Origin of the sequence: Aporhodopirellula aestuarii (assembly GCF_023701485.1) — a bacterium.
GTDB lineage: Bacteria > Planctomycetota > Planctomycetia > Pirellulales > Pirellulaceae > Rhodopirellula > Rhodopirellula aestuarii.
This window is the reverse complement of sequence record NZ_JAMQBK010000059.1, coordinates 26,850-52,209: the sequence shown is the minus strand read 5'-3', so window position 1 is coordinate 52,209 and position 25,360 is coordinate 26,850. Positions and strand designations below refer to the sequence as shown.

Here is a 25,360-nt window from a genome sequence, read left to right as displayed (position 1 = left end):
CGAAGTTCGTCGAAAGATACGTTGACGTGAAAGTCCGAATTGTTGCCGTCTCGTGATGGATCCCATGCATAACCCATTGCCGCACTCCGGTGAGCCGACTGAGATTGTTTCGCCTCCTGTTCATGTGGTGTTGTATCAGCCCGAAATTCCTCAGAACACAGGCAACATCGGACGCAGTTGCGTGGCCGTCGGGGCGAAGCTGTGGATCGTGCTACCGGCCGCGTTTTCGTTTGACGAAAGACGCCTGCGTCGAGCCGGACTGGATTATTGGCAGCATCTCGATATCGAAATGGTTCCGAATTGGGAGACGCTGACTTCTCGACTGGATCCATCGAGATTCTTTTTTTTATCACGCTTCGCCAAACGCAGTTTGTGGGACGCTCCGATGAACGTCGGCGACGTGTTCATCTTCGGACGCGAGACGAGTGGTTTACCAGCTCATCTCATGGATCCCAACGATGAGCGAGCATTGCGTCTGCCCACGACCAGCAAGGTTCGCAGTCTGAACCTCGCAACGACAGCCGGGATCGTGCTGTTTGAACATGTTCGACAGTGTTCTTATTTGAGCTGAGTGTTGCTATTCGACTCCGTTGACTTGTCGTCGATTTGTCGTTGATTTGTCGTTGATTTGTCGTTGATTTGTCGTTGATTTGTCGTTGATTTGTCGTTGATTTGTCGTTGATTTGTCGTTGATTTTCTACGTCGTCGTTTGAGACCTTCGAAAGGCAACGGATTCCGTCTTCCAACGGCTCTTTTTCGATGATCTTGAGCGGCAGTTGGCCTCGAAGTCTGGGCCACGCGTGAAGGCGCGTCCGCAGACCATCTGTCTTCGCTGAGTCGGTCGATGAATACGGCGTAGCGGCCTCCACCGTCACCGGGAGTGAGGTCATGTTCAACGAAATGGGGTTTCATCGCGATTCGCGAAATCAGGTACTTCGCGGACTCGTAGCGTTGGCGAATGTACTGCGTCGGGCAATCGCAACGTCGAGGTAGGTTTGCAATGTCTTCGTGGCGCGTGGACCACATTTTTTTGGGCACGACAACGCTCAACGCCATTCGACTGTCGTCAAAGCAGGCATGTCGGATCGCGGGCAACGCAAACATTTTGTCAATGCCAACGGTGCACGGGTTGGTTATCGCGATAGCACACGGCCGTCGCGCAGAGCGGTCGTGAGTTGTGGAGCGTTTGGACGGTCACCGCGTCGGCCTCGTGGGCAGCCCGAATCGACAAAGGCGAATTCGCGGGAAACGTGTCGTGGGAATGCTCGAACTCGATTCGGTGTTCCTGGATCATCCGAAAAATGTCATCGACAACCGCACGATTCCAATCCGTATTCCTCCGATTGGCCGGCCGTCCCTGATTGACCATGTCCTCGTTGCGTCGTGTGTAGCACATTACCTCGTGCCCGAATCCTTCGAGCATGTCCGCCTCCGCCTCGAACACCACATCCTTTCCGCCACGCAATCGATCGTAGCTACGGACTAGTAGAACTGCGTATGCGAGGGTTGCTTGCAGTTGGAAAAATAAGATCGGATCGGCAGGAGATAACGTCCCGACTAACGCGGGCGAAACCGCCGAGCGATCGCTATCGTGGGACTCCGAGAGCAGACGGCGAATCGACAAGTTCGTCACGAATGGAGCTCAGTCCAGGCATGCGAGCCGACCCGTGGTGAGCCGATTCGTTGGTGGTGACGAACTCTCGTGACTCTTCGTTAGGGCGATCAAATCGAGGGCCGATCCGGGAAGTCAAGCCGCCACGCCGCACGGCGTGGTTGGGTGTTCGGTCGAACAATAGCCCGCGAGTGACCGCTTGGAAAATGCCAAATGCGAACGCCAACACGGTCACCAGAATTGCCAGGATGCCGCGTTGTGGTTTCACCTTTTTCAAACCCAAGCTGGCGTCTTGTACGACGGCGATTTCACTAACGCGGCCCGACGCGAGCTGGTCAATCATTTTGGCGTTGTCGCGTGCTTCCGCAGCCCGAAGGTATTCCTGCTCGGCCAGGGAAGCCTCCCAGTTCATCTGCGTCAGGTCGACTTCGTCGTGGTTAAGTTGATCGAGGTCTTCGAGAAGCTTTTCCCGTTGCGAATTCAATTCACGCTGTTTGGATTTCAGTCCGGCGAGGCGGCTCAAGGTTTGACGACGGGATAACTCGAGTGATTGTCGGATCGGATTGATCGCTTCGCGAGTTTGTGGCTGATCGCCACGTTCGGTGTTTGCGATTTTGGAGGAAGCGGCGAGCTGTTCTCGCAACGCACGCATTTTGGGGTGGTCGTCTTTGTATTTGGCATCCAGCTCGTGGTATTGGACTTCAAGATCATAAAGGCTTTGCCGCATCGTGCTGGCGGTCGTTTTGGGAATGCCGTGAATGACTTCGCTCTCGATGGTGCTCGGAGAGGATTGAATTTCGTCGCTGAGACCTTGGATCTCAGATACTGCGGATGCCAATTCGCTTTCGGTTTGGACGAGATCGCCTTCAATCCGGCTGAGGAGCGTTCGCAATGCGGTTTGCGAGGACCCCACGTCGATCATGCCACGATCGGAGTGGGCCAGACGCAATGCTTCTTTTGCGGCCATCGCTCGCTCGTAGGCGATGTTCGCTTGTTCGGCAAAGAATTCGTACGAGCCTTCTGAGCGATGAGCGGCGGCGTGATGTTCTTGGTAGACCTCGATCAACGTGTTCAGCAGATCACGCGATAAGAACGGATCTTCGGTGCGGACTTCCAAATCGATCGTGTAAGAATCGGGCGCTGTGAACAGATCCATCGCCTTCTGGAATTTCATGATCGCCAACTCCTCTTGGATCTGGGCGGTCACTTCTTCGGCGGACATGTCGCCGAGCGGCCTCGGTTCGCCTGCGGGAATCCACCCGGTCAGATTTTTGCTCAGTTTCGAGATCGTGCTACGTGGTTCGAGAATGCGTTGGGCACCTACCTCGCGCACGACACGCTGGGCCATCACGCGGCTTTGCAGCATCTCCCGCACGCTGTTGACCTGCGAACTGCGGCTGTCTTGCAGTGAAACCGACGGCGAAAGAGACGCGGTCGGGTCCAACGAAACCGCACCGCGGCCAAGCCGGACGAGCAGTTGTGCATACGAATCATACTGAGCCGGGATCAGAAAAACGGCTAGCAGCAGGAATGGCAACAAGAGAGTTGCGACCACCACCGCCGAAACGCGGTGACGCCAAAACGCGCCGAACAGATCGTCTAAACGCATCGGGCGGAAATGATCCAGGTCGATGCCGTTGTCTGGGGGTGGGGCGTGATTCATTGCAAAAACAACAAAATTGGGCGCGGTCAAGAAGCATCCAGCTTAGTTGGAATTTGCATTTTCGCAGCATTTGGTCCGTGCACCGGTGTGGATTTGCCCACCACAGCACGAAAATTCGGTGCGAGCATAAAAAAACCGGCAGGTTGTCTCCATCGAGACGACCTGCCGGTCCAATTCGGTCTCAGCCACGCGGCGGCAAATGGAGCCGCTGGGAGAAACGCGTGAGTCTCGGCGTGCTACTGCACATGCCTTGGATTGACTCAGGCGTGCCCTGAAAATGATCCCTCTGCCGATGTTATGGGCTGAGTCCTGACAAGCCTCACAAGGCTTGCTAAATGCATTCTAGGCACGAGGCCATCTGCAGCAAGGTAGATCGGCGAATTTCGTTGCGGAGTTGAACAGTTTTTAGAAAACTCACTCGCGAGCTTCGCGATTGGGGGTCTCTTCACAGTTCGATGCGGTGGCCGGATTCGCTGCTCAGCTCGGCGGCTTTCAGGATCGTGGCGGCTCGGAAAGCGTCTTCGAGTCCGCTGAGGTTTCGCACCAGGCTCGTCACCGCCCGATGAAATTGGCCCAAGATTTTTTCTCCCACCGGCGATTCGCTCTCGAGCGATTCCTGGTGACGCCCCGCATCATCGAACCAAACCAACGTCCCGGGGAGGTCGATGAAGGCGACTCCGTGTTCACAACAAACCTGCATTCCAGCGGGAGGCCGGAATCCGATCGCCTCCTGCCATTTGGCGGGGATGTAGTTGCCGCAGCTGATCTGCGCGGTTGCCACAGGAATCGCGGGCTCCGCAGGCGTTGGTGCGGAATATTGCGGGAAGGAGTGGGGCGATCGGGTTTCCCACTGCTTTGCGGCCGCCTTTCGCAGTTGAATCGGCGTATTGGATGGGGGCGAGAATCGAAGGCTCAAGGCCCGGTAGTCCCACTCGGTGTCGGGCGAGCAATTGGCCGACATCACACTCTCAGGTTTTCCTCCGACGACATAATTGCACCAATCGATCAGTTCGATTAGTTCGTTGCGCATTGTCGCCTGGGCGTCGACATGGCCGTGCGAATTCGTCGGCCTTGTGTCATCGCGGGATTTCTCGCCACCGCTGCGACGGACGGAATCACCCCGCCGGGAGAGCCGCGTTTGTTGCTCCAACAGGCTCAGCCGTTTGTGGCAAAAAAGCAGTCGCGGCGCACCGAGGTTGGTCGCGATCAATTCTTTCAAACGCAACGTCGCGGGTGCGAAGCGGCGTGGGAAACTGGCCATGAAGGCGATCCCTGAATCCTCCACACAACGTTTGAATTCGGCGTCTTCCACCGGATCAAAATCCAGTCCGCTGGCCCAATAGATTGCTTTCCCCTGGCTACAGGCGGCGAGGGCGGGGAGGTGTTTGAGCCAGGTCTGTTCCAGGATCAGAACCGCGTCGATGTCGTCACGGGCGACCATCGTTTGGTAGCCATCGACGGGATCAGCCTGGAAGTCAGTGACCGCATTTTCGGCCAACTTCGCCACCGAACAGTAGATGGCTCGGACGTCAAAACGCTCGCTGAGCATCCGTAGGGCGGGTCGGTGCATGGTTTGCCAGTGGTCACCCAGACCGATCAAGCCGACACGTAGCTTCACTTATCGCGAGTCCTGACGAGTATTCGAACGAGAAGACGGAACGAGCCATCATAACAGACCTCACGGGCAGGGGTTAGGCGACGACGACGGCACGAAAAAACCCCGCACGCGCGGGAGCGTACGGGGTTCTGGGTCAATTGAATTGACTGTGGGAATGATCTGTGCGGGCTTCTACTCCCGAGGGCGAATCGCTCCGGTCAGACCACTGTAGTCAACGCGATCGGTGGTGTGCCACAAAGGCTGGCCCAATTCCACTCGACGCCGCAAAACCTCGATCTTTTCGGGGCTGCCTGCGGGCGCGTCGGTAGCAACGAAACATTCATCCTCTTGTGGGCTGAAGTCTTCATCATGGCCATACCGAAGGATCGCTTCGAAAACGTTTTTGCAATGGGTCATGCGTCTCTTGTATTCCTGAAGGTATCGCTGTCCCATCCGTTCGGATCGCGATATCAAATAGTTGGTCGACAGTCCGGTGGCGAATTCCGTTTCGGCGTGGGACATCACACACGAGTGGATTATTCGCGAGAATGATGGGTAGTCAAGAAAATTCCATTGGAGCCTCGTGCACAAACCCCGATGAATGCGTTGCTGCGTTCGCCTAGCAGTTTCGTCCTGAACAGGTAAGGAGTGACGAAAAATGATGCGCCAAATTCCTGGCAAATCTTCATGAATCCTTCAAGGGGGGCGTATCTTACTTTGGCGTGCTTGTGAAGGGGCTGTTGGTGGTTTTGCTGAGTGGGGTTGCAATTGGGATTTAGGCGGTCTGAAGATTGCATCTGACCTCGTTTCCCCCCACTTTCGGATAATCCGCAGGACCGGTTGGGGCAACAGAAAAATTTTCGGTTTTTTTTTAGCACACCCCTTTTTTAGGACATTTCCGTGACCGCTTGGTATCAGTACGAACTTCAATTGCCGGCCCGACCGCGAGGATTTCACTTAATCACTTCGGCGATCGAACAAGCGGCAACCGATTTGTCACGATTGCGGATCGGGTTGCTGCACTGTTTTATCACTCACACCAGTGCCTCCTTAACGATCAACGAAAACGCCGATCCGGATGTGCGGATTGATTTTGAAACCGCAATGAACCACGCGGTGCCCGAAGATCTTGCCTATGTTCACACGCTCGAAGGACCCGATGACATGCCTGCCCATGTGAAGGCATCGATGATGGGAGCCAGTGTCTTTGTGCCGGTACGTGATGGTCGTTTGCGTTTGGGAACTTGGCAGGGAATCTATCTCTGCGAACATCGCGATCGTGCATCATCGCGGAGGCTCGTGCTGACGCTGCAAGGTGATCACAGCAGCGCCTAAGCCGTGGTCTGCAAACGTCACTTGGTTAAACTTGCTAGTTTGCCTAGCTTGAAGCGTCGCGGGGGTGCTTAGGATCGTGTTCGTTGCAGTTCGCTATCCGATGTGATCAACCGTCCATGATCGCTTCTTTAATCATTCGCACGATCGCTTGACGAGACATGCATGAGGCGGCGATCGATTCGACATCGAGGCCCAGGTCGACGGCAATCCGTTTTGCCAGATCGACGTCACGGACACCGTAGTACTGATTGACGATCCGGCGGCCGGTGTCAGGATCGGTAACGTATATCGTCTGGCTGCTGACACGGTAGCTCGTCTCGAACGCATCGGCCAGTTCGTCGATCCATGACTGCGGGACACGCCGTTGGAGACAATGCTCAACGCTCCATAAATCGTCGCCGGTGCATTCGTCGAGGAGTGCCAAGGCGACATCGGGGCTAAGTTTCATTTCAGGAGCTCATCAATTTTTGCAGCGATGATGAAGTCGTTTTCGCTCAGGCCTCCGATCGCATGGGTCGAGAGGACGATTTGGAGGTGGCGGTAACCGGTGAGATGGAGATCGGGGTGATGCGCTTGTTCCTCGGCGAGGTCCGCGATCTGATTGATCAAAGTCACCGCCCTGGCAAAATTCTTGGTGTTGATCTTACGGGAGATTTGGGTCCCGGTCTCATCCAGATTCCAGTCTGTTAAAGCCTGCACATATTGCTGGGCTTGTTCACCCGCAATCGGTTCGACTCCTCCCTCACAGGGGACACACCGTCCCTGAACAAGCGAATCACGCAAGTCGCAGCCTGGATGGGCGTCGTCTGGGTTGGGATTGGCGGAGGAGTTCATATCAATGCTCTTCGGAAAAATCCGAAATTCCACGGCGGGGAATTCGGAAGTAACTGGGGCACGAGTGTTTGGTCACCGTATCTTATCGATCAGGCTAGGATCGTGCCTGACTGACGAGAGTGTTAGATTAATTGTATGAGCGATCCACTTTCCGATGCCGCTGAAACGCCTGAGTCATCCGAATCCGAATTGATCGATGCGATCCAGGCCGGTGATGAAGCGGCGTGGCGTCGACTCATCGATCAATACGAGGGACGGCTGCTCGCCTATGTTCACCGGCGGCTACAGGACCGCAGCGTCAGCGAGGACATCGTCCAGGAAACTCTCGTCGGGTTCCTCGTTTCGCTGCCGAATTATGACAGGCGAAGGCGACTCGAGAACTACCTGTTTTCGATTTGCGGATACAAGCTGACTGATCACCTTCGTCGAACGGGGCGTCGGCCGACTTTGCCTTTATACGGGCGCGGTGAATCTCAGCGGTCGTCCGGCGAGGAGATGCAAATTCCGGGGCGGATGCGCGGGGCGAGCTCGATCGCACGAAGCGCAGAACGTATGGAGCTGGAACGAAAAGTGGTCGCCCACGCGATTCGCGACCAAATCGAGCGTTGGCGAGAAACCGGCAATTACATCAAACTGCAATCGCTCGAGCTAATCTTTGTGGCCGGACGAGGCAACATTGAAGTGGCCGAGCGTTTGGGGATCACACAACAACAAGTCGCCAACTTGAAAAGCGATTTCCTGACGCGCATCAAAGCGATCATTGCTCGCCAAGATCTTGATCCTGGCGTGTTTCCAGAACTCAGTGAAAACTCCTAGCCGGCGGTCGCTGACGCCGGCAAAGCGTCAGAGAGATATTTCACCGGCTTGCGGGAGCGACCGCGTAGCAGCCGACGACCACCACGAGGCACTGGCTGGTGGTCGAGGCGGCGGCGATGCTATCTCAAGTCGTCACGGTCGACGACCGGGTTGGCCGTTCCTTGGCCGATCAAGAACAGCACGCCCTGTTGTGGACGATTGGCCTTCATCGCAGTCCGGTCGAAGGGGATGCCATAGCTGGCGTAGTTGCCCGATGCAGTGTCGAGGACGTAGACGACGGAGAAACCGAGCGGACGATTGCTGCTGCTGGGGAAGTCAGCGGTACCGGTTGCCATGATGTAGTTGCCACCTTTTGCGTCCATCCCCAATGCGTCGGCGACGTTAACGGTGTACGTTGCCATGAATCGGCCGAGTCGCGGATAGAGCACGGAGCACTGCAGCAAACCCGAGTTGTGGTCGAGCACAAACAGGGCTTCGCTTTCTTCGCTGATCAGACCGGTGCACATCGAGAATTTTTCACTCGTGACTGCGGCGCTCGCATTCGCGATCGGTAGCCCCGCCCAGTTTACGGTCGCGTCGCTTGGTCGGGAGTTCGCGTGGTTTGCCATGCCGGCGAAGTAGGTTGCCGCGTAGGTCGCCGTCACGGCAACGATCGCGAGCAACGCAACACCCAATCGGCCAAGCGTCGTTGACTGAAATAGCCCACAACAGGACTGCGTGTTGACAACGGGGAGGCCCGTGAGGTCCTCCTCGGTTTGTGACGATGAGGAGGCGACAAAGTTTTCAGAGGAGTTTTCGTGCATCACGGGACCACATGGTTGGGTTGGCAGAAAAAACGGAGCATCCCGAATGGGAAACGCGTTGGACGCCTGTTGGCGCTCTGATTGTACCCGTTCCCTAAGAACTTTACGATTGGAGAATTCGCCGCTCTTGCACGAACCGGACGTGGGGGCATCGCGAATCGGTATCGGACTCGGTTTCTTGACTACTTACTTCTGAGAATTGACATGGCTTTGAATCCTCCCCTGAGTCGTAGACTTCGCATGGGCATCGTGGGCGGCGGACTGGGGTCGTTCATTGGTCGCGTTCACACGATGGCCGCGGGACTCGATCACCGCTGTACATTGGTAGCAGGCGCGTTTTCGAGTGACCCGGAGAAGAGCAAGAAGACCGCCCCCACCTACGGTGTCGATGAATCGCGAGCATACGGCAGCTACGAAGCGATGCTCGACGCCGAGTCACGCTTGCCCGACGACGACCGGGTCGATTTCATCAGCATCACGACACCCAATCACACGCACTACGAAATCGCCAAAGCGGCCGTGGAAGCCGGCTTCAACGTCATTTGCGATAAACCGATGACGTTCGATTTGGCTCAAGCGGAGTCATTGCTCAAAACGGTTGAGAATTCAGATGTCGTCTTCGCCCTAACGCACAACTACACCGGCTACCCGATGATCCGCCAAGCCCGCGAGATGATCTTGGCGGGCGAACTCGGACAGATCAATGCGATTCGAAGTCAATACATTCAAGGCTGGCTCGCCGAGAAGGTCGAAGAGGGGGATCACAAGCAGGCCGCATGGCGGACCGACCCGGAAAAAAGTGGTGCCGCCGGCGCGTTCGGCGACATCGCCACGCACGCGTTCAACTTGGGCCGTTATGTTACCGGGGAATTACCCGAGTCGGTCAGTTGTCACCTCAAAACGTTTGTGGAAGGACGGCGACTCGATGATTATGGAACCGCGGTGATCCGCTATCAAAACGGTGCCCTCGGCACGGTCACGGCTTCGCAGATCAGCCATGGACGCGAGAACGATTTCGAGCTCGAAGTCGACGGCAGCCTCGGGTCGTTGAAGTGGCGACAAGAATCACCCAACGAGATGATCGTGCGGCGAAACGGAAAGCCACACCAAATCTATACTCGCAGCCCTGGTTCGGGATTCATGACAACGCTTGCCGAAGCCTCTTGTCGTTTGCCGGCCGGACACCCCGAAGGTTTCTATGGCGCCTTCTCGAATATCTATGCCGCCGCGTTTGACGACATCGCCCGTCGCGCCCAAGGGTTGCCGTTCGAACGACGCAACACCGTATATCCGAACGTCTATGACGGCGTCGAAGGCATGTTGTTCATTGAGCAATGCGTTGCCAGTCATCAGCAGAACTCGGCGTGGATGCCGTTGAGCCATCCTGCGGCCCGGCGTTAGGCGATCCGGTGCGAACGCTCATGGGGCTTTCACGCTTGTGAAGCCCATCCGATTCCGAAAGCCCAGTCCATTTTAAGCTGCTGTTCGCTAAGTTAACGCTCGCTACTAAAAGCGATCGTTTTGCCATCGGGCGAAAAACTCATGCCACGGTTGATCGTTCCGATCCGCTGCGGTTCCAATAGCGAAATCAGTCCTGGGTCGGAAACCGAGAGCGTGTAGAGATAGGTGTTGTCCCATTGACCCGATTGCCGCTGCGGTTGAGGTTCCGCTATGGAAACGACGATTTGCTCTCCGTCGGGTGACCACGCGGGTGGTCCGTGCAAACGAAAACCTCGTCGGTGTTCGGTGTAGAGGATTTCGAGCGAGTCGATGTCACCGGATGCGTCAATCGTTGCGACGTGTTGTTGCCCATTACGCTCGCCGACAAAGACGAGCGCTTGACCGTCGGGAGACCAATTCCCGCCCGCGTATTCGATTTCCATCTCGTCTCCGAGGATATCGGTGAGGTCGCCGGTCTCGATGTCGTAGATCTGAATGCGATTGGGACGCTTGTTGATGCACTGAATGGCAAGCCGTGTTCCATCAGGGGACCAGCGAGGGTACCACCCGTCGCAAAGGTACTTTCGTTCGCTGCCGTCGGAATTCATGACCCAGATTCCACCGCGGTCGTTACGCGGGTTTGAGCCATTGAGCATGAATGCGATTCGCATATCGTCAGGCGACCAGGTCGGCACGTTGCCATGCCCGAGATCTTGAAGGCGTCCGCGAAAGGGGCCGGCGATCCCCGCAACCATGATTCGGCTCAGCGTGAATCGGCTCAGTTGAGGCGTCCCGTCGAATGCGATGTAGTGCCCATTGTGTGACCATTCGGGAGTTGCCGACGAAATCAAACCCGGTCCGGCCACGAGATAGCGAACATTTCCACCGTCCCGGTCCATCGTGTAAATCGCCCGGAACCCTTTTTCGTTGCGCCGGGCGTGCAAGTCGACAAAGGCGGCACGCTCGTCCGAATGGGGTTTGCCCAGCTCATGAACTGACTGTTCGATCCGTCGGAGCACGCGAATCTCGGTGTCGTCATCCTCTGACCAGCACGACGGCGCGAGGTAGAAGCCGAACAAAAGGATAGTGATGGTGAACTGACCTCGTCGTGGGGTGCGGATCAAGACAGGTTCCCTGTGTGAATGCGTTGGAGGCAACGTTGCGAGTTTATTCCAAGATAACGTTTGAGACGCGGCCGATAGGATGCCCGATCGCGGCAATCATGGGTGTTGCAAGATTTTCTCCGTCCATGTGATCGTTCGGTTGATCCGAGGTGAATTGCGCGGGGGCGAGTCCGAGCCTTCGCGGTGACTTGGGGAGGAAGTTTCGAGGCGTTTACGGTTGGAATAGCGGTCGATACGCTGGCATTTTTCCGCCCCAAAAAGCGTCTCGGCCGAAACATCTTCCCTGTCACACCGACTGTTCACGTCCCATGCAAGTGCTTCATCTCTGTCAAGCGATGTCCGAAATCGCGCCGCTGCGGCTCGCTGAGGATTGGGACAACGTAGGATTGCTATTGGGCAATCGTTCGGCTCCGGCCGCCCGAGTGATGACTTGCCTTACGGTGACGCCTGCCGTTGTCAGTGAAGCGGAGGACGAAAACGTCGATCTGATCATCGCCCACCATCCGTTACCGTTTAAACCGATGGGCAAAATCAACACCGACTCGGCGGCCGGGGAATTGGTGTGGCGGCTGTGCCGATCCGGGACTGCTTTATATAGCGCCCACACCGCCTACGATTCCGCGGCCGGTGGGATCAACGACCAATGGTGCGAGGCGATGAAGATTTCGGGCCTCAGGCCATTGATCCCGCAACTCGGCTCGCCGCTTCCCTCGGCTGCCGCCGGCGGAGGATCGTCAGTTTCCAGCGACGACACGGTGCCGCTCGGCGCGGGACGCTATGGAGATTTGCCGGAAGCCGTCGCGGCCAACGAATTCCTTCGCATGGCAGCGGAATTTTCGGGAGCCACTCTGCCGCGGCTGGTGGGCGATCCGCAACGGCCAGTTCGGCGGATCGGCGTCGGATGTGGCAGTGGTGGCAGTTTCGTGGGAGCCGCCCGACGGGTCGGTTGCGACATGCTGCTCACCGGCGAGGCAACCTTTCACACCTGCTTGGAAGCGGAAAACACTGGTTTATCGCTCGCCCTGGTCGGACACTACGCCAGTGAACGGTTTGCGATGGAGTCTCTGGCCCGGCGTTTGCAAACCGAGCTGGCTTCCCTCAAGCCCCAAGCCAGAATGGCGAATGAGGCAGGGCCGGAGGTCTGGGCGAGTCGCAGAGAGCGTGACGTGATCGCAGTTGACCCAGTTTCCCAGAACCCGTAACGTTGAACGCTGGCACGGTTTACGTAAACCGCACGCTTTTCCCCTTTCCTGACCGCACCGTTTCGCCCTCGCCCCCCTTAACATCTATGTCCATCCTCGAGCGCATCTGGGACCTTCTCGGCCTTCTTTTCGGAGGAACCTTCGAAAAAGTTGGTCAGCTCGCCACCAGCGTTTTCGGTTCGGCTAACGCACGCCACGTTGCCAGGTTGCAAGAACGCGTCGATAAAATTACCGCTCTGGAGTCTCGTTACGAGGCGATGAGTGATACCGAGCTTCGTGCCCAAACCGAAAACTTTCGGAAACGCCTCCGGCAAGGTGAAACGCTCGACGATCTTCTCGTGGAGGCGTTCGCCGTCTGCCGCGAAGGCAGTAAACGTTTCCTCGGGATGCGGCACTACGACGTGCAGCTCATCGGGGGCATGGTTTTGCATTCGGGTGCGATTGCGGAAATGGTCACCGGGGAAGGTAAAACGCTCTGTGCGACCCTAGCTGCCTACCTCAATGCGCTAGAAGGCAAGGGTGTTCACGTCATCACGGTCAACGATTATCTCGCCCGTCGTGACATGGAATGGATGGCACCGCTGTACATGAACCTGGGATTGACGGTCAACGCGATCCAATCGGGGATGAGCACTGAAGCCAAACAAGCCGCCTATCAATGCGACATCACTTACGGAACGAACAACGAATTCGGTTTCGATTATCTGCGGGACAACATGCGTCCGGCCGGCAAGGGCGACGATCGTTTCCCTCGAGAAGCTCAACAGTGCCAAGGGCCGCTTAACTACGCGATCATTGACGAAGTTGACAATATTCTGATCGACGAGGCTCGGACTCCCTTGATCATCAGCGGCCCTGCCGATCTTGATTTGGGACGTTATGCCGAGGCCGATCGAGTCGCTCGACAACTGCAAAAGGACATCCACTTCACCGTCGATGAAAAACAGCACAACGTCACGCTGACCGATGAAGGCGTGCGGGCAGCGGAAGAACTCGCGGGCGTGGAGAGCTTCTACACGGCCGGCAACATGGAATGGCCGCACCTGATCGATAACGCGCTCAAAGCACATTATCTCTACAAGCTCGACGTGAACTACGTGATCAAAGACAAGCAGATTGTCATTGTCGACGAGTTTACCGGTCGTTTGATGGAGGGCCGGCAATGGTCCGATGGTTTGCATCAGGCCTGCGAAGCCAAAGAAGGCGTGCCGATCAAGCAGGAAACACAAACGTTTGCCACGGCTTCGTTGCAGAACATCTTCAAGATGTACAAGAAGCTCTCCGGGATGACCGGTACGGCGATGACAGAAGCCGACGAGTTCTACAAGATCTACAAACTCGAAGTGGTCGCAATCCCAACGCACCGTCAAATGCAGCGGATTGAACACCCTGACCTGATTTACCTCACCGAAAAAGACAAATTCAACGCGATCGCCGACGACGTCGAACGGACCCATAAATGGGACGTCTTGTCGCTTAAAGACGGCAGCGAAATTTGGGGTAAGATCCAAAGTGAAACCGATGATGAGGTAACCATTATTGCCAAGAACGAGAAGGCCGCGAACACGGTTGCTCGTAGCGAGATCATCGCGATCGAGCGTGCCGGGCGTCCCGTACTCGTTGGTACCGTCAGCATCGAGAAGAGCGAACGGCTCGCTCACATGCTCGAACGCCGCGGCATCCCCCACAGTGTTCTGAACGCAAAACAACACGGTCGTGAAGCCGAGATTGTTGCACAGGCTGGGCGAATCGGTGCGGTCACGATTGCCACTAACATGGCCGGTCGGGGTACCGACATTATTCTCGGTGGTAACCCGGAAACGATGGCGTGGGCACAACTGCAACACACCTATCCGACGCGTCTGGAAGTGCCAGATGACGTGTGGAATCAACTCGTCAAAGTGATCGACGAACGCGAAGGCATGAAAGCCGAAGGCGAAGTCGTGCGTCAACTCGGTGGCTTGTACGTGCTCGGTACCGAACGTCACGAATCACGCCGGATCGACTTGCAGCTCCGTGGTCGTTGCGGTCGTCAAGGCGACCCCGGTGGCAGCCGATTCTTCCTGTCGCTCGAAGACGATCTGATGCGGATTTTCGCAGGTGATTTCGTCAAGAGCATTATGGAACGGATGGGCATGAAGGAGGGCGAAGCGATCGAATCAACGCTCGTGACCCGCCGCATCGCCGCCGCTCAAAAGAAAGTCGAAGAACGCAACTTCGAAATTCGCAAGAGCCTGCTCGAGTACGACGAAGTCATGGACGAGCAACGCAAACGTGTTTACCGTTACCGCCAAAACCTGCTCGACGGTCACTCGTCACGCAACATGATTCTCGGACTGATTCGTACCGAGATCCAAACACACGTCGACACCTTCCTCGAACCGAATTACGGCGTCGATACCTTCGCGACGTTTGCCGGGTCGAAGCTCCAGTGCCAGCTCGATTCTCGTGATTTCATCAACATGGATTTCGAGATGGCAGACAGCTATGCGAAAGACCAAGCGGAGCGGAAAGCCGAAGTCATGGTCGCCGAGGCGGTGGAAGAAAACTTGCCGAGCGGTATGGATGACGAGTGGAATTGGAAGGCCATGGCGACATGGGCCAACACGCGTCTGCAAACCCAATACGATGATCATCAACTCAAAAAACTCGATCGCGATGAGATGGTCGACACGTTTGTGGAGAAGGCTCACGAACTGATCGCGAGCACCGACCTCAGCGAAGGCGAACCGTTACTCGATGCCGAGTATGGGTTGCGAGTTCTGTGCGGTTGGATGCGTCATAAGTTTGGCATCGAGACCACCCCGGAAGAGTTCCGTGATGTCGAAGATCGCCGGACGGTCACCGAATCGCTGATGCTCCGCGCCGAAGCGGCTTATGCGGAAAAGGAAGCCGAATATCCAGTGCTCACCGGAATCTCGCGGTACACCGAAAAACAAGGCACGCAAGTTTCGCTCGACCGTGAAGGCTTGATCGGTTGGGTGAAGGGGCGGTTCAACACTGAGTTGTCGCTCGATGAGATCAAGCTCAACCGCGATGAGCTGAAACAGCAGTTGATCCAACACAGCAAGGCGACCGCAAGTGCGTCGGTTGTGGCTCAAGACGAAGCGATTGCGAAGGTTGCCGAGATCTTCTCGGGTGCCGACGACGAAACGACCGCTTTGTTGGCCAGTGGTGACAGCGGTCAGCTCGAGTCACTCGTCGATTGGCTCCGCAGCGATCTGGATCACGAAACCACCGTCGAAGACTTGTCGCGGATGAACCGCGCCGAACTGACTCTCGCAGTCCAAGGTGCGGTCGATGACCGATACTATCCGGAGATGCGGCGGATGGAGCGTCAGATCCTGCTGAATATCGTCGATGATTCGTGGAAGAATCACTTGCTAACGATGGATCACCTCCGCAGCAGCGTGGGGTTAAAGGGCTATGCCCAAATGGATCCGAAGGTCGAATACAAACGCGAAGGGATGCGGTTGTTCGAGACGATGTGGGGTGCGATCGGCGAACGTGTTTCCGATCTGATCTTCCGCATGGAATCGTTCAACGAGGAATTTATCCGCAGTACATGGATCGACGCACGAGCCCGCCATGACGACGCACACGAGGCTGGCTCGACCGCGAGATTGTCAGGCGATACCGCGGCACAGCGGGCTGCGTCTAGCAGCGAAGGCGATCGGGAAGAAGCCAAGCCGGAACCGATCCGCAAGGAAGAACCACGTGTCGGACGCAATGCGCCTTGCCCATGCGGCAGTGGCAAAAAGTACAAATCGTGCTGCATGAGAAAAATGGTTTGAAAGAGATAAAAGCGACCCGCTGCCGGAAAGACGGACGGATTCCTCTCTGAGTTAATCCGTCGCCCAGCAGACGCGGGCGTGATGCCGCTGAGCCGAGCGGGCCGACCAACATCGACCGTATACAAACTCGAAGGAACAAGGATGTTTCTGAATCTGCTTTACGCCGCTGCGCTGACGATGTTGTCACCGGTGATCCTGTACCGGATGTTTCGTCACGGACGCTATCGACGCGGTGTGGGGCAAAAACTATTCGGGTTGTCACGTCGCCGCGCCGCCGAGTTGGTTGGCGATCACAGAGAGACGATTTGGTTGCACGCGGTGAGCGTGGGCGAAGTCGGTTTGCTGCCCGAACTCGTCAAACGGCTTGCCCGGCGTTCGCCCGACACCGGGATTGTGATCAGTTCGTCGACCGACACCGGGTATGACTTGGCGGTAAGACTTTTTGGGGCCGACCAGGTCTTTTTCTGTCCGCTTGATTTCTCGTGGGCGGTTTCTCGCACGCTCCGCAATCTCCGGTGCAAACAATTGGTGCTCGCGGAGCTGGAGTTGTGGCCCAACCTGATCGCCGCCGCGGATGGAATCGGATGCCCGGTCGCCGTGATTAACGGGCGACTGAGTGAACGAAGTGCGGCAGGCTATCAGAAGTTCGCCAAGCTGCTCGCACCCACTTTCTCACGTCTCTCGGCGGTCGGATGCCAAGACGTCACGACGGCCAAGCGATTTGTCGATTGTGGTGTCGATCCGACGCGAACGCGTGTAACGGGATCGTTGAAATTCGACAACGCTCCCCGCTCGCGAGAAACGGCCGAAGTCGCCGCCCGAATGAACTGGGCCGGAGTGGACGCGTGGCATCGTGTCTGGTGCTTCGGTAGTACCCAGTCGGGTGAAGAGGCATTGGCCCTGAGCGTTTATCGTCGCCTTCGTCAGGAGCACCCCGAGTTGCGATTGATCCTCGTCCCGAGGCATCCGGAGCGTTTTGACCGCGTCGCCGACTTAATCACCACAAGTGGTGATCGTGTGATCCGGCGGAGTCGAAATGACAGCCAATACGCGGATCAGTGGGAGAGCGACGAGATTATCCTTATTGACACGATTGGCGAGCTAAAACACTGGTGGGGCGTTGCCCATCTCGCGACCGTTGGTGGCAGTTTTGGCGACCGGGGCGGGCAAAATATGCTCGAACCGGCCGGCTACGGGTGCGCGGTCTCGTTTGGTCCCAACACGAAGAACTTCGATACGATTGCAGGTCGGCTCATCAATGGCGGAGGCGCGGTTCGGGTTGCCGATGAGGCTGAGCTCGAAAAGTTCGTTCGACGTTGCCTCGATGACATACCCGCCGCTGACGAACTCGGGCGAACCGCTCAGTCGATTGTTGAAGAGCATCGCGGAGCCTATGACCGAACGATTGACATGCTCGGCATTGGCAATTCACGGGCAAGGCAGCAACGCCGAGCCGCTTAGCAATCGCTCCCGTTGCGAAGGCGGTTTGTAAAGTGATCCGCAATCGCATTCCATAAGTTATTGGTCGTCGGTTGGATCGGTAGCGGGGATCTGCTGTTTCTGAAATTGGCGAAACGCATCGGTGTCCCGGATCGAGTTGAGATCGGCATCGCCTTTGAATGTCGATCGCCAAACGGGATCGTCAAAAATGCCCCCCGCAGTGGCTTTCTCGAGACCATCGATGGCGTTGGTCAGATACCACTGTGAGAGAGAGTCTCTCACCGGTTGGCTCATTGCCGTGTCGAGCTTTATGGCCCTGATCGCGAGCGAAAAGTTGACTGCGAGGTTGTAGTACGACATGGCATCGAGATTGTCGAGCTTGAGCAACGGCGCCGATCGTTCTGTTCCCGCTAGAAACGAACCGAGCCGGATCTCCGCGTCGCTCAGGTTGACGGCGATCGTCGACGCTTGCGGGCTCTCGTCGCTGATCTTGTAGGCTTCGGACAAAAAGTACCTTGCCTGTTCGTAGCTTTTCTTGCTGTGAAAGTGGGCTGCGGTTTGGCGATACGCGAGCATCGCGGTGTCACGAACGTTCGCGGTATGTTGGTAATCAATCAGCATGCTTGTGACCGTCTGGTGCAACGAGTTGACCAAGTCGTCGACGTCACGGTTGAGTTCGAGCAGATAGCCGATGAGCAGGTTGTCGACGAGCAATCGATACGTGAGATGATCGATCGTCGGTGAGCGACGGTGCAGTTCGAGTGCCGCCTCGCGAGCCCGGGTGCAGTCTTCCACCGCGGTTTCGATTTCTCCGGTGGCGGAATGAATCGTGGCGAGTTGTGCGAGGTCGCCGATCATCGATTGCAATTGCGAATTTTCCAATTCCTTCCATTCGACGTCTTTGAGAATATCGAGACTCTGCCGCGTGTACGCATTGCTACGGCTGTCGGCATTTTCGAGATCGAATTCTTTCAACCAATCGCCGTAGTCTCGCAGTGACAGTGCGAGGCTTTTGCGAAGCGTCGGCTCGGCTGGGAAACTGCTGACGAGCGTTTGCCGGATCGCGATTGCGTCGTCGAGTCTTTTGAAACCCTCGTCGACCTGCCCCGCCGCGAAACGGTATTGCGCTTCGGTGTCGAGCGAATCGACACTTCGTTCGTTCGGGAATGGAAACGCCCAATACTCCGTCGGGAATTGTTTCATCAGTTCACGTCGTTCGACTTCCTTGTTTGCCGCATCGATCCAGTTTTCTGATGCCTGATCGATTCGTCCAAATACTGAATAGAGGGTCGCCCAGGTTTCGGTGCAATCGACCCGTGCCGGCAAACCGTCCAGTCGTTTCAAGACACTGGCCGCGTCTTCACACCGTCGCCGGATTTGCGGTATCGATGAGCCGTCATCAAACCACAGCGACAACAGGGCGTTGTTGATCAATGTTTTTGCGTAGAGCACTTGAATCACGGGCAGCTGCGGAAACTGCATGGCGAGATCGTCGACGGCAGCCAAAATCTTGGACGCTTCGGCTTTGGCATCGTCCGGTGAATTGCCGGCTCTGAGTTCCGCGAACACCAGATTCAGACGAGCTTTGAGCCAGCGATAACGGCGCATCACCACACGCGGATTTTCGTCGACGAGTCGACCGTATATTTCGATGCCTTTGGTCAACCCGTTTCGAACCGCATCGGGATCGACGCCCGGTCCGGCGATCGCACGCATTGTCACCAAGGTGTTTTCAACGTCGATCAGGAGTTCAGCGTAGGTGAGGTTGTCCGGGTGTCGGTTGGCGAGTTGTTGTGCGAGCTCTCGTGCTTGTTGCGCGTACTTGAGTGAACGATGCGGCAGGCGAGCGTTTCCGATTTCTCTGGCGATCTCGATCAAAACGCGGGTGCGAAATTCGATCGCGGTGATTTTGTTTTCGCGGCTGATTTCGAGTGATTCGACCTGATCCAATGCCGATTGCCAGTCATCGACCGCAGCTTGAATGTCTCCCGTTGCCGCCCGGCAGTCGGCGCGGGCAACCAAGGCATGGTTGAGTCGTAGACGCCACTCGTCGGGGAAAAGATCGCTCGCCGAGGCACGGCGGTTGATCGCGGTATCGAGCGTTTTAATGGCAGCATCGGTTTGTCCCGTGACGAATTGTGTTTTCCCCAATTGCGTCAATGCTTCGATCTGCGTCAATGTCGTTTGAGGGCTGACGACTTCTTCTGCGTATTTAATCGCTCGCCGAGCGTGGTCGATCGATTGATCGTATTGGCCGGTCAGCTCATAGAGCGACGCGAGTTGCAATTGCGTTGCCGCACGCAGGTTGGCGTATTCGATTCCCGTCGTCTTGTCTGGCCACGAGTTTGGCGATTCGAAATCATCGGCGAGGCTTTGCAGGTTTTCCTGAACCGTTTCGTAAAGTTCGATCGCGTCGACGGGTGATTCGGTGTTGCGAACGATATCGGCGAGCAATGATCGCCACTGGGCCTGTTCCAAACGGAGTCGCGGGTCTTCTGGTTTTTGAGCGAGGAATTCGACGAAGAAGGGTTCGGGCGATTTGAGAAGATTGAGGCGGAGTTGTTCGAGTCCTTCAGCTTTGAGCCGTTCGTCCTCGCTGATTTTGACGAATGATTCCCTTACCGCTTGGCGGGCCGCGACGAGGTTGCGCTCGGCGGTGTCACGTTGTGCGGCGATCTCGTCATTTTTCGTCGAAAGCAGCACGGCGAAGATGCTCAGTCCGATGATCGACATCAGCAATGCCGCCAGCGTGGTCGTCACGAACGTTCTGTGTTGTCGCATCCAGCGACGGAGTCTTTCGTGCCAACGTTCTTGGTAGGCGGTAATGGGCTCGTCGGCGAGCCAAGCCTCGAGGTCGTCCGCGAGTTGTTTGGCGGTTTGGTAGCGATCGGATTGGGATTTGGCGGTCGCTTTTTCTAAGATGGCGGCCAACGCAACGGGGATGCTGGGATTGATTTGGGTGGCGTCAATCGACTCACGCAGTTTGGCTTGCTCGAGCAGACGTCCGTTTGACGATGCCGAGTACATGAGTGTCCCGGTGAGGATCGTATACAGCGTCGCGCCGAGGCTGAATACGTCGCTGGAAGGTTGCATCTCCGCTTGTCGGCCCTGTGCCTGCTCGGGCGACATGTAGGGCACGGTGCCGAGGACTTTGTCATCGGAAGCGTCGGTCAGACGGATCGATTCAAATCGGATTGCGTGGTTGTCGAATGAATCTTCGATGGTGCCGTCACCATCGGCACCCTGACGTTGATAGATCGCGGCGAGTCCCCAATCAACGACGAGAGTTTCTCCGTAAGGCCCGAGCATGATGTTGTCGGGTTTGATATCGCGGTGAAGTACCCCGCGACTGTGCGCGTAGTGGATCGTGTTGCAGACGTCGAGGAATCGATTGAGAAGTTGCCGCAACGCGAGCGAAGGGTCGCGCGCGTTCGTAAAAAGAGGCTCGCCCGAATGAAGCTGTTTGATCGCAGCTTTCAAACTCTCGCCGTGAATGAAACGCATCGCGTAAAATGGGCGGCCGTCTTCGTATTGCCCCATGCCGTAAATCGGCACGACACCGGGGTGTTCGAGCGACCCGGTGATGGAACCTTCGACGATGAACAGTTGCCGACTCGCCAGGTCATCGGCATAGTGATTCTGGATTTCCTTCAATGCGACTTCGCGTTGGACTTCCACGTCGGTGGCGAGATAGATTTCGCCGAGTCCGCCCCGAGCATGAAATCGCTTGGAACGAAAACGAGAAGGAATGCTGGCTTTGTCGACCGCATGATGTCCTGAAACGTTCGAGGAAGTGTTGCCGAGTTCGTCAGGGACAATCGTGCGATAGGTCAGTTGCGATTCGGGCTCGACAGCGAGATTGACATCGTCCGGATCGCAGGTTTTCAAAAAATGGTCGAAAATGGATAAGGGGAACGGGAGCGGATCGATTGCCGCCAGACCCGCTGAACTGTCGTTTTGATGCCGGCTCAGGTGGTTTTCAATGGCGGCATCGATTTCCCGGCGTTGTGTTTCGTCGATCATGCCGGAGCTGACCAACGTCTCGGCGATCGTGTTGCCGACGCTCGTTTTCGCTACCGCTTCGCTGAGTTGTTCACGGTCGATATTAGCTTTCTTAACTGCAAAGGCGGCAAAGAGTAGTTCAAGGTCGATCTGACGGTTCATGACTCTGCTCGAATCGTTTGCTGATGAGGGCGGCTGTTCACATCTTCCGTAGAATACCGAATTGACTGGCCGTATTTCGATTGATCGATCGGTTTTGGTCGTCGACAATGAATTCTGCTTCATCATCACGACTGCCCCAGGATGAATTCGATGTGTCGTCAGTCCTCCCGATCATTCGTTGCGATTTGTTTCGCGGCGTTGCTGCTGTCCGGTTGCGTTCAAAAGGTTTATGAAATCCATCTTCAACCCGACGGGGCGTCGATCACGCGAACCCTGACGGTATGGACTGAAACCACTGGCTCGGATGATACGAAGATCTCTCCGCTGCCTCAGGCCGAGTTGGATCGGGTGCGTGAGTTTTACGATCCCAAAAACGACGTCATTGAAGGTGACAGGCACGTTTTCGTCGGTCAGTTCGGTGAGAACATGCCGGGCGACGTGGGAGGTGCAGGGCGTTATGTTTTTTTCGATTCGTCGCTCGGTTCGACATCGTTTTATAGCGAGCGGTTTCGCGGTGATGATGATTTGCTGGCGTCCATCGATGCGCGGCATCAAGCAGTCGACAATATCATCACGCTGTTGTTGCACTGGTCGCGATCGGAATTTTCGCAACCCGAGGTTCGGGAGCGTGTTGAGTCGTTTGTCGACCAAGACTTGCGGCGAGATCTCAAAAATTTCTCGACGTATTGTTGGACGCACGCGATGCTCAGCGACCTTGATGAGCAGAAGGTGCTCGAGCGATTTAGTGCTCGGATGATGCAGTATCTCGTCGAACGCGATTACATCTCTTGGCAAGACGTGCCCAAGGTGCTGCGTGCGTTTCAGTCCGAAGACCCGCAACGCCTCGCGGAACTGCTGCATGAGACCGTCGTGCGTAAGTTGGGATTGCCCGAACGTGAGTCGGTCGCGATCCTTGCCGATCCTGAGCGGCTGGCGACTTCGCTGAGAGAATCCATTCGCGAAACGGAAATTTTTCGAAGTGAGTTCACGCGACACCAACAGGAGCACGCGTCGAGTGTTGATGACGGCGAAGAACCCGAACCGTTTGATCCTCTCGGTTTATTGACCAGTTATGCGTTGCAGGCGACGCTGCCCAAGAGCGATTCGGGGCGGACGACGGTCCGGGTTAAAATTGATTGTGGCGTCGAACCTTATGCGACCAACGGGGACTGGGATGACGATCAACAAGCGGTGACATGGTCGGATTCGATCGACGATGTGAACATACCGGCGATGGTGTTCGCCGGATGGAGCAATCCCGACGAAGAAATGCAACAAGCGGTTTTTGGTAAGGTCGTGTTGTCGGGCGAGGAACTCGCCCAGTATGTTTTTTGGTTCCAGGGATTGGACACGGATGAGAGAACTCAGTGGGACGCATTCCTTGGCGGATTGGACCCGGGTGACAACCTGCTTGGCCAGATCGAAGCGTTTGAATTTACCGATGATGAGAACCTCGCGGAGACTCCCCGCGAGTTGTTGCTCGAAGCGTTAAAAGAGGCAGAGTCACCATGACGGTCCCGAGTGTTTTTGCAGATGCGTCGACGCTCGTTGACCGATTCCGAGAATCCGGGTGGCGGCTCGCTCTCGCTGAAAGCTGCACGTGCGGCATGGCGGCGGCGATGATCGGTCGGGTTGCCGGGGCGAGTGATGTGTTCTGCGGTAGTGCGGTGACCTATCGCGAGTCTGCCAAATCCGAATGGCTCGGCGTCGACCCGGGCACCCTGCGACAGTTTGCCGCGGAAAGCCGGCAGACCACCGACGAAATGGCTGGCTGCCTTTTGCGACGAACGTCGGAAGCCGATTGGGGCGCCGCAATTACAGGACACCTCGGTCCCGGAGCCCCTCTTGAGATCGACGGACATGTTTTCGTTTCGTTGGCAAATCGCGAAAGAGGCGCGAGTGAGGGTCGATTGGTCGCGAATCGGGAGTTCGTTCTCGCGAGCGAAACGCGAATCGAACGGCAGATCGAAGCCGCCGAAATCATGATTCGGTGGATTCTCAACGAAACCGTGGGGCGAGTCGGTTCGTAAAGGAACGTCCATTCCGGATGGCTTGATGAGAACAATTGCAATGGATGTCGCGTTGAAACCTGCATAGCGGTTAGGTTTAAACGGACTCATTTGGTATTCTGGTGCGTTGGTTCACTGACCTAGCCCTCTGCCACGTGCTCCGGCCCGTAAAACCTCCCGCCTCAGCCTCCCCCTACCTCCCCTGTGCTGTTCAATTGTCTACTCTTTTTGATTCGTTGAATCTGATTTCTTCCAAAACGCTTGCTCGGTTTTGCGTCCTTGGAGGCATTGCCGCCTGTTTGTTCCTGTCAGGATGTGCCGAAGAGGCGCCGATCGTGACTTATCGCATTCCGACTGCGGTACCCGCGGCGCTGGCGACGGAGGATACGCGGATGGTTGCCGCGATCCTGCCGCAAGAGAAGCAGGCGTGGTTCTTCAAAATCATGGGGCGTGTCTCGGCGGTGGACCGGGTTGCCGATGATTTTCGCAAATTCGTTGAGCAGATTGAATTTAAAGACGGCGAACCGGTGATCGGCGAACTTCCCGAGAATTGGAAACGGGGCGGAAACCGAGCGATGCGTTTTGCGTCGATCGATATCAACACGCCCGAGCAGCAGCTCGACTTGAGTATCTCGCAACTCGCCCGGATGGAAGATTGGGACGCGTTGGTGACTAGCAACGTTGTGCGGTGGCGAGGACAGGTCGGGCTCGACCCTTCCGATGAGAAATGGTCAGGCGCCGAAGAATTGGATTGGGAGAACGCCGATCCGAGTGCCGCCGGTGAGGAGGATGCGGCTGCGGTTTGGGTCGATATCACCGGTCGTCCCGAGAACGCAGGTCCGCCGGCAATGGGCAGCGCTCCGTTTGCGGGTGGGGCTCCGTTTGCCGGGGGCGGTCCGTTTGCCGGTTCGATGCCGCCGGCGGATTCGGGGGCGGACCCTCACGCCGGATTGCCTCAGTCGGCACGCGAAGAGATCGCGGCGCGGTCGAAAGCCAAAGGTTCAAAAAAAGGCTCGAAAGAGGCGACCGCGAAAAAGGACGACGATTCATCGGATGCCGACGATGCTGAGTCCAAACTCAAATACGACCAACCCGAGGGCTGGCGCGAGGGACGAATGAGCATGATGCGGATGGCCGCTTTCAACGCCGGTCCTGAAGACAGCGCTGCCGAGGTCACCATCATCACCGCGGGCGGAGACCTGCGAGGAAACGTTGCCCGTTGGATGGGACAAATTCGCCAAACGGCAGTTTCGGACGAAGAAGTTGACGCGGCTCTGGAAGACGCCGAGAAACTCGAAGTCAGTGGGCGACCGGCGCAGCGTTTTGTTCTTTTGCCCCCTGCTAGCGGCGCCAACGACGATGCCGATGCGGCACCCACCGCGATCGACGCGACGATCATCCCGCTCGAAGAAGGGTTCAGCATGTTCGTGAAAATGACCGGACCGGTTGAGACGGTCAACGCACAGGCCGAACAGATGAAAGCCTTCTTGAAGAGCATTCAGTTTTGACGGCCAACGTCATCACAAA

General features: G+C 56.5%; 20 protein-coding genes and 2 pseudogenes. 12 read left to right on the top strand and 10 right to left on the bottom strand.

Annotation, left to right across the window (positions count from 1 at the left end; translation table 11 throughout):
- The first annotated feature begins 64 nt into the window (after positions 1-64).
- Positions 65-571 carry a tRNA (cytidine(34)-2'-O)-methyltransferase gene (locus NB063_RS20445; RefSeq protein ID WP_250930623.1) on the top strand — a complete coding sequence of 169 codons (507 nt, stop codon included), beginning with the start codon at positions 65-67 and terminating at the stop codon, positions 569-571.
- Here the strand turns inward: NB063_RS20445 and NB063_RS20440 are convergent.
- From NB063_RS20440 to NB063_RS20420, 5 genes are all read right to left on the bottom strand, one after another.
- Positions 559-1,104, bottom strand: coding sequence for a hypothetical protein (locus tag NB063_RS20440; protein ID WP_250930622.1), 546 nt, complete (start codon positions 1,102-1,104; stop codon positions 559-561). The two genes, NB063_RS20445 and NB063_RS20440, sit on opposite strands and share 13 nt — an antisense overlap.
- A 4-nt stretch (positions 1,105-1,108) precedes the next feature.
- Complete coding sequence (locus tag NB063_RS20435) at positions 1,109-1,633, bottom strand: glycosyltransferase family protein (RefSeq protein ID WP_250930621.1); 525 nt, start codon at positions 1,631-1,633, stop codon at positions 1,109-1,111.
- On the bottom strand, positions 1,587-3,275 hold the full coding sequence (locus NB063_RS20430) for a GumC family protein (protein WP_250930620.1): 1,689 nt from the start codon (positions 3,273-3,275) through the stop codon (positions 1,587-1,589). Before NB063_RS20430 ends, NB063_RS20435 begins: the two co-directional genes overlap by 47 nt.
- 445 nt (positions 3,276-3,720) lie before the next feature.
- Positions 3,721-4,893 (bottom strand): Gfo/Idh/MocA family protein, encoded by a 1,173-nt coding sequence (locus NB063_RS20425; RefSeq protein ID WP_250930619.1) that lies wholly within the window; start codon positions 4,891-4,893, stop codon positions 3,721-3,723.
- Between the two features lie 171 nt (positions 4,894-5,064).
- A complete protein-coding gene (locus NB063_RS20420; protein ID WP_250930618.1) occupies positions 5,065-5,394 on the bottom strand; it encodes a hypothetical protein in 330 nt (109 codons plus the stop codon).
- A gap of 378 nt (positions 5,395-5,772) precedes the next feature.
- Between NB063_RS20420 and NB063_RS20415 the strand changes: the two genes are divergently transcribed.
- Positions 5,773-6,207, top strand: coding sequence for a secondary thiamine-phosphate synthase enzyme YjbQ (locus NB063_RS20415; RefSeq protein ID WP_250930617.1), 435 nt, complete (start codon positions 5,773-5,775; stop codon positions 6,205-6,207).
- A 106-nt stretch (positions 6,208-6,313) separates the two neighbouring features.
- On the opposite strand, the gene NB063_RS20410 is transcribed toward NB063_RS20415, so the two are convergent.
- Both NB063_RS20410 and NB063_RS20405 read right to left on the bottom strand, forming a co-directional pair.
- The gene (locus NB063_RS20410) at positions 6,314-6,655 is read right to left on the bottom strand and encodes a hypothetical protein (protein ID WP_250930616.1); all 342 of its coding nucleotides are present in this window, start codon (positions 6,653-6,655) and stop codon (positions 6,314-6,316) included.
- Positions 6,652-7,041, bottom strand: a complete 390-nt coding sequence (locus tag NB063_RS20405) for a 4a-hydroxytetrahydrobiopterin dehydratase (protein WP_250930615.1) — start codon at positions 7,039-7,041, stop codon at positions 6,652-6,654. The genes NB063_RS20410 and NB063_RS20405 overlap by 4 nt, the downstream gene beginning before the upstream one ends.
- Positions 7,042-7,176: 135 nt before the next feature.
- Here NB063_RS20405 and NB063_RS20400 point away from each other — a divergent pair, with 135 nt between their 5' ends.
- On the top strand, positions 7,177-7,857 hold the full coding sequence (locus NB063_RS20400) for an RNA polymerase sigma factor (protein WP_250930614.1): 681 nt from the start codon (positions 7,177-7,179) through the stop codon (positions 7,855-7,857).
- 119 nt (positions 7,858-7,976) lie between these two features.
- Here the strand turns inward: NB063_RS20400 and NB063_RS20395 are convergent, their stop codons facing one another.
- A complete protein-coding gene (locus NB063_RS20395) occupies positions 7,977-8,660 on the bottom strand; it encodes a hypothetical protein (RefSeq protein WP_250930613.1) in 684 nt (227 codons plus the stop codon).
- Positions 8,661-8,900: 240 nt separating this feature from the next.
- On the opposite strand from NB063_RS20395, the gene NB063_RS20390 reads away from it, so the two are divergent.
- Positions 8,901-10,061 (top strand): Gfo/Idh/MocA family protein, encoded by a 1,161-nt coding sequence (locus tag NB063_RS20390; protein WP_322975258.1) that lies wholly within the window; start codon positions 8,901-8,903, stop codon positions 10,059-10,061.
- 92 nt (positions 10,062-10,153) lie between these two features.
- Here NB063_RS20390 and NB063_RS20385 read toward each other — a convergent pair whose 3' ends face one another.
- On the bottom strand, positions 10,154-11,224 hold the full coding sequence (locus tag NB063_RS20385) for a TolB family protein (protein WP_250930611.1): 1,071 nt from the start codon (positions 11,222-11,224) through the stop codon (positions 10,154-10,156).
- A gap of 335 nt (positions 11,225-11,559) precedes the next feature.
- Between NB063_RS20385 and NB063_RS20380 the strand changes: the two genes are divergently transcribed.
- The 5 genes and pseudogenes from NB063_RS20380 to NB063_RS20365 all read left to right on the top strand — a co-directional run bounded on the left by NB063_RS20380 (position 11,560) and on the right by NB063_RS20365 (position 17,681).
- Complete coding sequence (locus NB063_RS20380) at positions 11,560-12,426, top strand: Nif3-like dinuclear metal center hexameric protein (protein WP_250930610.1); 867 nt, start codon at positions 11,560-11,562, stop codon at positions 12,424-12,426.
- Between the two features lie 86 nt (positions 12,427-12,512).
- Positions 12,513-13,736: pseudogene (locus tag NB063_RS32760) on the top strand (preprotein translocase subunit SecA); the annotation flags it as partial.
- Positions 13,713-14,561, top strand: a pseudogene (locus tag NB063_RS32755) (preprotein translocase subunit SecA); the annotation flags it as partial. The pseudogenes NB063_RS32760 and NB063_RS32755, both read left to right, overlap by 24 nt.
- Positions 14,547-16,220 carry an SEC-C metal-binding domain-containing protein gene (locus NB063_RS32750; RefSeq protein WP_456061997.1) on the top strand — a complete coding sequence of 558 codons (1,674 nt, stop codon included), beginning with the start codon at positions 14,547-14,549 and terminating at the stop codon, positions 16,218-16,220. The pseudogene NB063_RS32755 and the gene NB063_RS32750, both read left to right, overlap by 15 nt.
- Before the next feature lie 141 nt (positions 16,221-16,361).
- The gene (locus NB063_RS20365) at positions 16,362-17,681 is read left to right on the top strand and encodes a 3-deoxy-D-manno-octulosonic acid transferase (RefSeq protein WP_250930609.1); all 1,320 of its coding nucleotides are present in this window, start codon (positions 16,362-16,364) and stop codon (positions 17,679-17,681) included.
- 57 nt (positions 17,682-17,738) lie between these two features.
- On the opposite strand, the gene NB063_RS20360 is transcribed toward NB063_RS20365, so the two are convergent.
- Positions 17,739-21,824, bottom strand: coding sequence for a protein kinase domain-containing protein (locus tag NB063_RS20360; RefSeq protein WP_250930608.1), 4,086 nt, complete (start codon positions 21,822-21,824; stop codon positions 17,739-17,741).
- 150 nt (positions 21,825-21,974) lie between these two features.
- Between NB063_RS20360 and NB063_RS20355 the strand changes: the two genes are divergently transcribed.
- The 3 genes from NB063_RS20355 (at position 21,975) to NB063_RS20345 (ending at position 25,341) form a co-directional block, all read left to right on the top strand.
- Complete coding sequence (locus tag NB063_RS20355) at positions 21,975-23,336, top strand: hypothetical protein (RefSeq protein ID WP_250930607.1); 1,362 nt, start codon at positions 21,975-21,977, stop codon at positions 23,334-23,336.
- The gene (locus NB063_RS20350; RefSeq protein WP_250930606.1) at positions 23,333-23,854 is read left to right on the top strand and encodes a CinA family protein; all 522 of its coding nucleotides are present in this window, start codon (positions 23,333-23,335) and stop codon (positions 23,852-23,854) included. Before NB063_RS20355 ends, NB063_RS20350 begins: the two co-directional genes overlap by 4 nt.
- A gap of 215 nt (positions 23,855-24,069) precedes the next feature.
- Positions 24,070-25,341 (top strand): hypothetical protein, encoded by a 1,272-nt coding sequence (locus NB063_RS20345; protein ID WP_250930605.1) that lies wholly within the window; start codon positions 24,070-24,072, stop codon positions 25,339-25,341.
- Positions 25,342-25,360: the final 19 nt, after the last annotated feature.

Excerpts from the sequence above, each read along its gene's own strand:
- NB063_RS20410 (WP_250930616.1), bottom strand. The coding sequence starts at position 6,655 with ATGAAACTTAGCCCCGATGTCGCCTTGGCACTCCTCGACGAATGCACC.
- NB063_RS20405 (WP_250930615.1), bottom strand. The coding sequence starts at position 7,041 with ATGAACTCCTCCGCCAATCCCAACCCAGACGACGCCCATCCAGGCTGC.
- NB063_RS20440 (WP_250930622.1), bottom strand. The coding sequence starts at position 1,104 with ATGTTTGCGTTGCCCGCGATCCGACATGCCTGCTTTGACGACAGTCGA.
- NB063_RS20365 (WP_250930609.1), top strand. The coding sequence starts at position 16,362 with ATGTTTCTGAATCTGCTTTACGCCGCTGCGCTGACGATGTTGTCACCG.
- NB063_RS32750 (WP_456061997.1), top strand. The coding sequence starts at position 14,547 with ATGGAACGGATGGGCATGAAGGAGGGCGAAGCGATCGAATCAACGCTC.
- NB063_RS20360 (WP_250930608.1), bottom strand. The coding sequence starts at position 21,824 with ATGAACCGTCAGATCGACCTTGAACTACTCTTTGCCGCCTTTGCAGTT.
- NB063_RS20350 (WP_250930606.1), top strand. The coding sequence starts at position 23,333 with ATGACGGTCCCGAGTGTTTTTGCAGATGCGTCGACGCTCGTTGACCGA.
- NB063_RS20355 (WP_250930607.1), top strand. The coding sequence starts at position 21,975 with ATGTGTCGTCAGTCCTCCCGATCATTCGTTGCGATTTGTTTCGCGGCG.
- NB063_RS20430 (WP_250930620.1), bottom strand. The coding sequence starts at position 3,275 with ATGAATCACGCCCCACCCCCAGACAACGGCATCGACCTGGATCATTTC.
- NB063_RS20400 (WP_250930614.1), top strand. The coding sequence starts at position 7,177 with ATGAGCGATCCACTTTCCGATGCCGCTGAAACGCCTGAGTCATCCGAA.
- NB063_RS20445 (WP_250930623.1), top strand. The coding sequence starts at position 65 with ATGCATAACCCATTGCCGCACTCCGGTGAGCCGACTGAGATTGTTTCG.
- NB063_RS20420 (WP_250930618.1), bottom strand. The coding sequence starts at position 5,394 with ATGTCCCACGCCGAAACGGAATTCGCCACCGGACTGTCGACCAACTAT.
- NB063_RS20380 (WP_250930610.1), top strand. The coding sequence starts at position 11,560 with ATGTCCGAAATCGCGCCGCTGCGGCTCGCTGAGGATTGGGACAACGTA.
- NB063_RS20390 (WP_322975258.1), top strand. The coding sequence starts at position 8,901 with ATGGGCATCGTGGGCGGCGGACTGGGGTCGTTCATTGGTCGCGTTCAC.
- NB063_RS20395 (WP_250930613.1), bottom strand. The coding sequence starts at position 8,660 with ATGCACGAAAACTCCTCTGAAAACTTTGTCGCCTCCTCATCGTCACAA.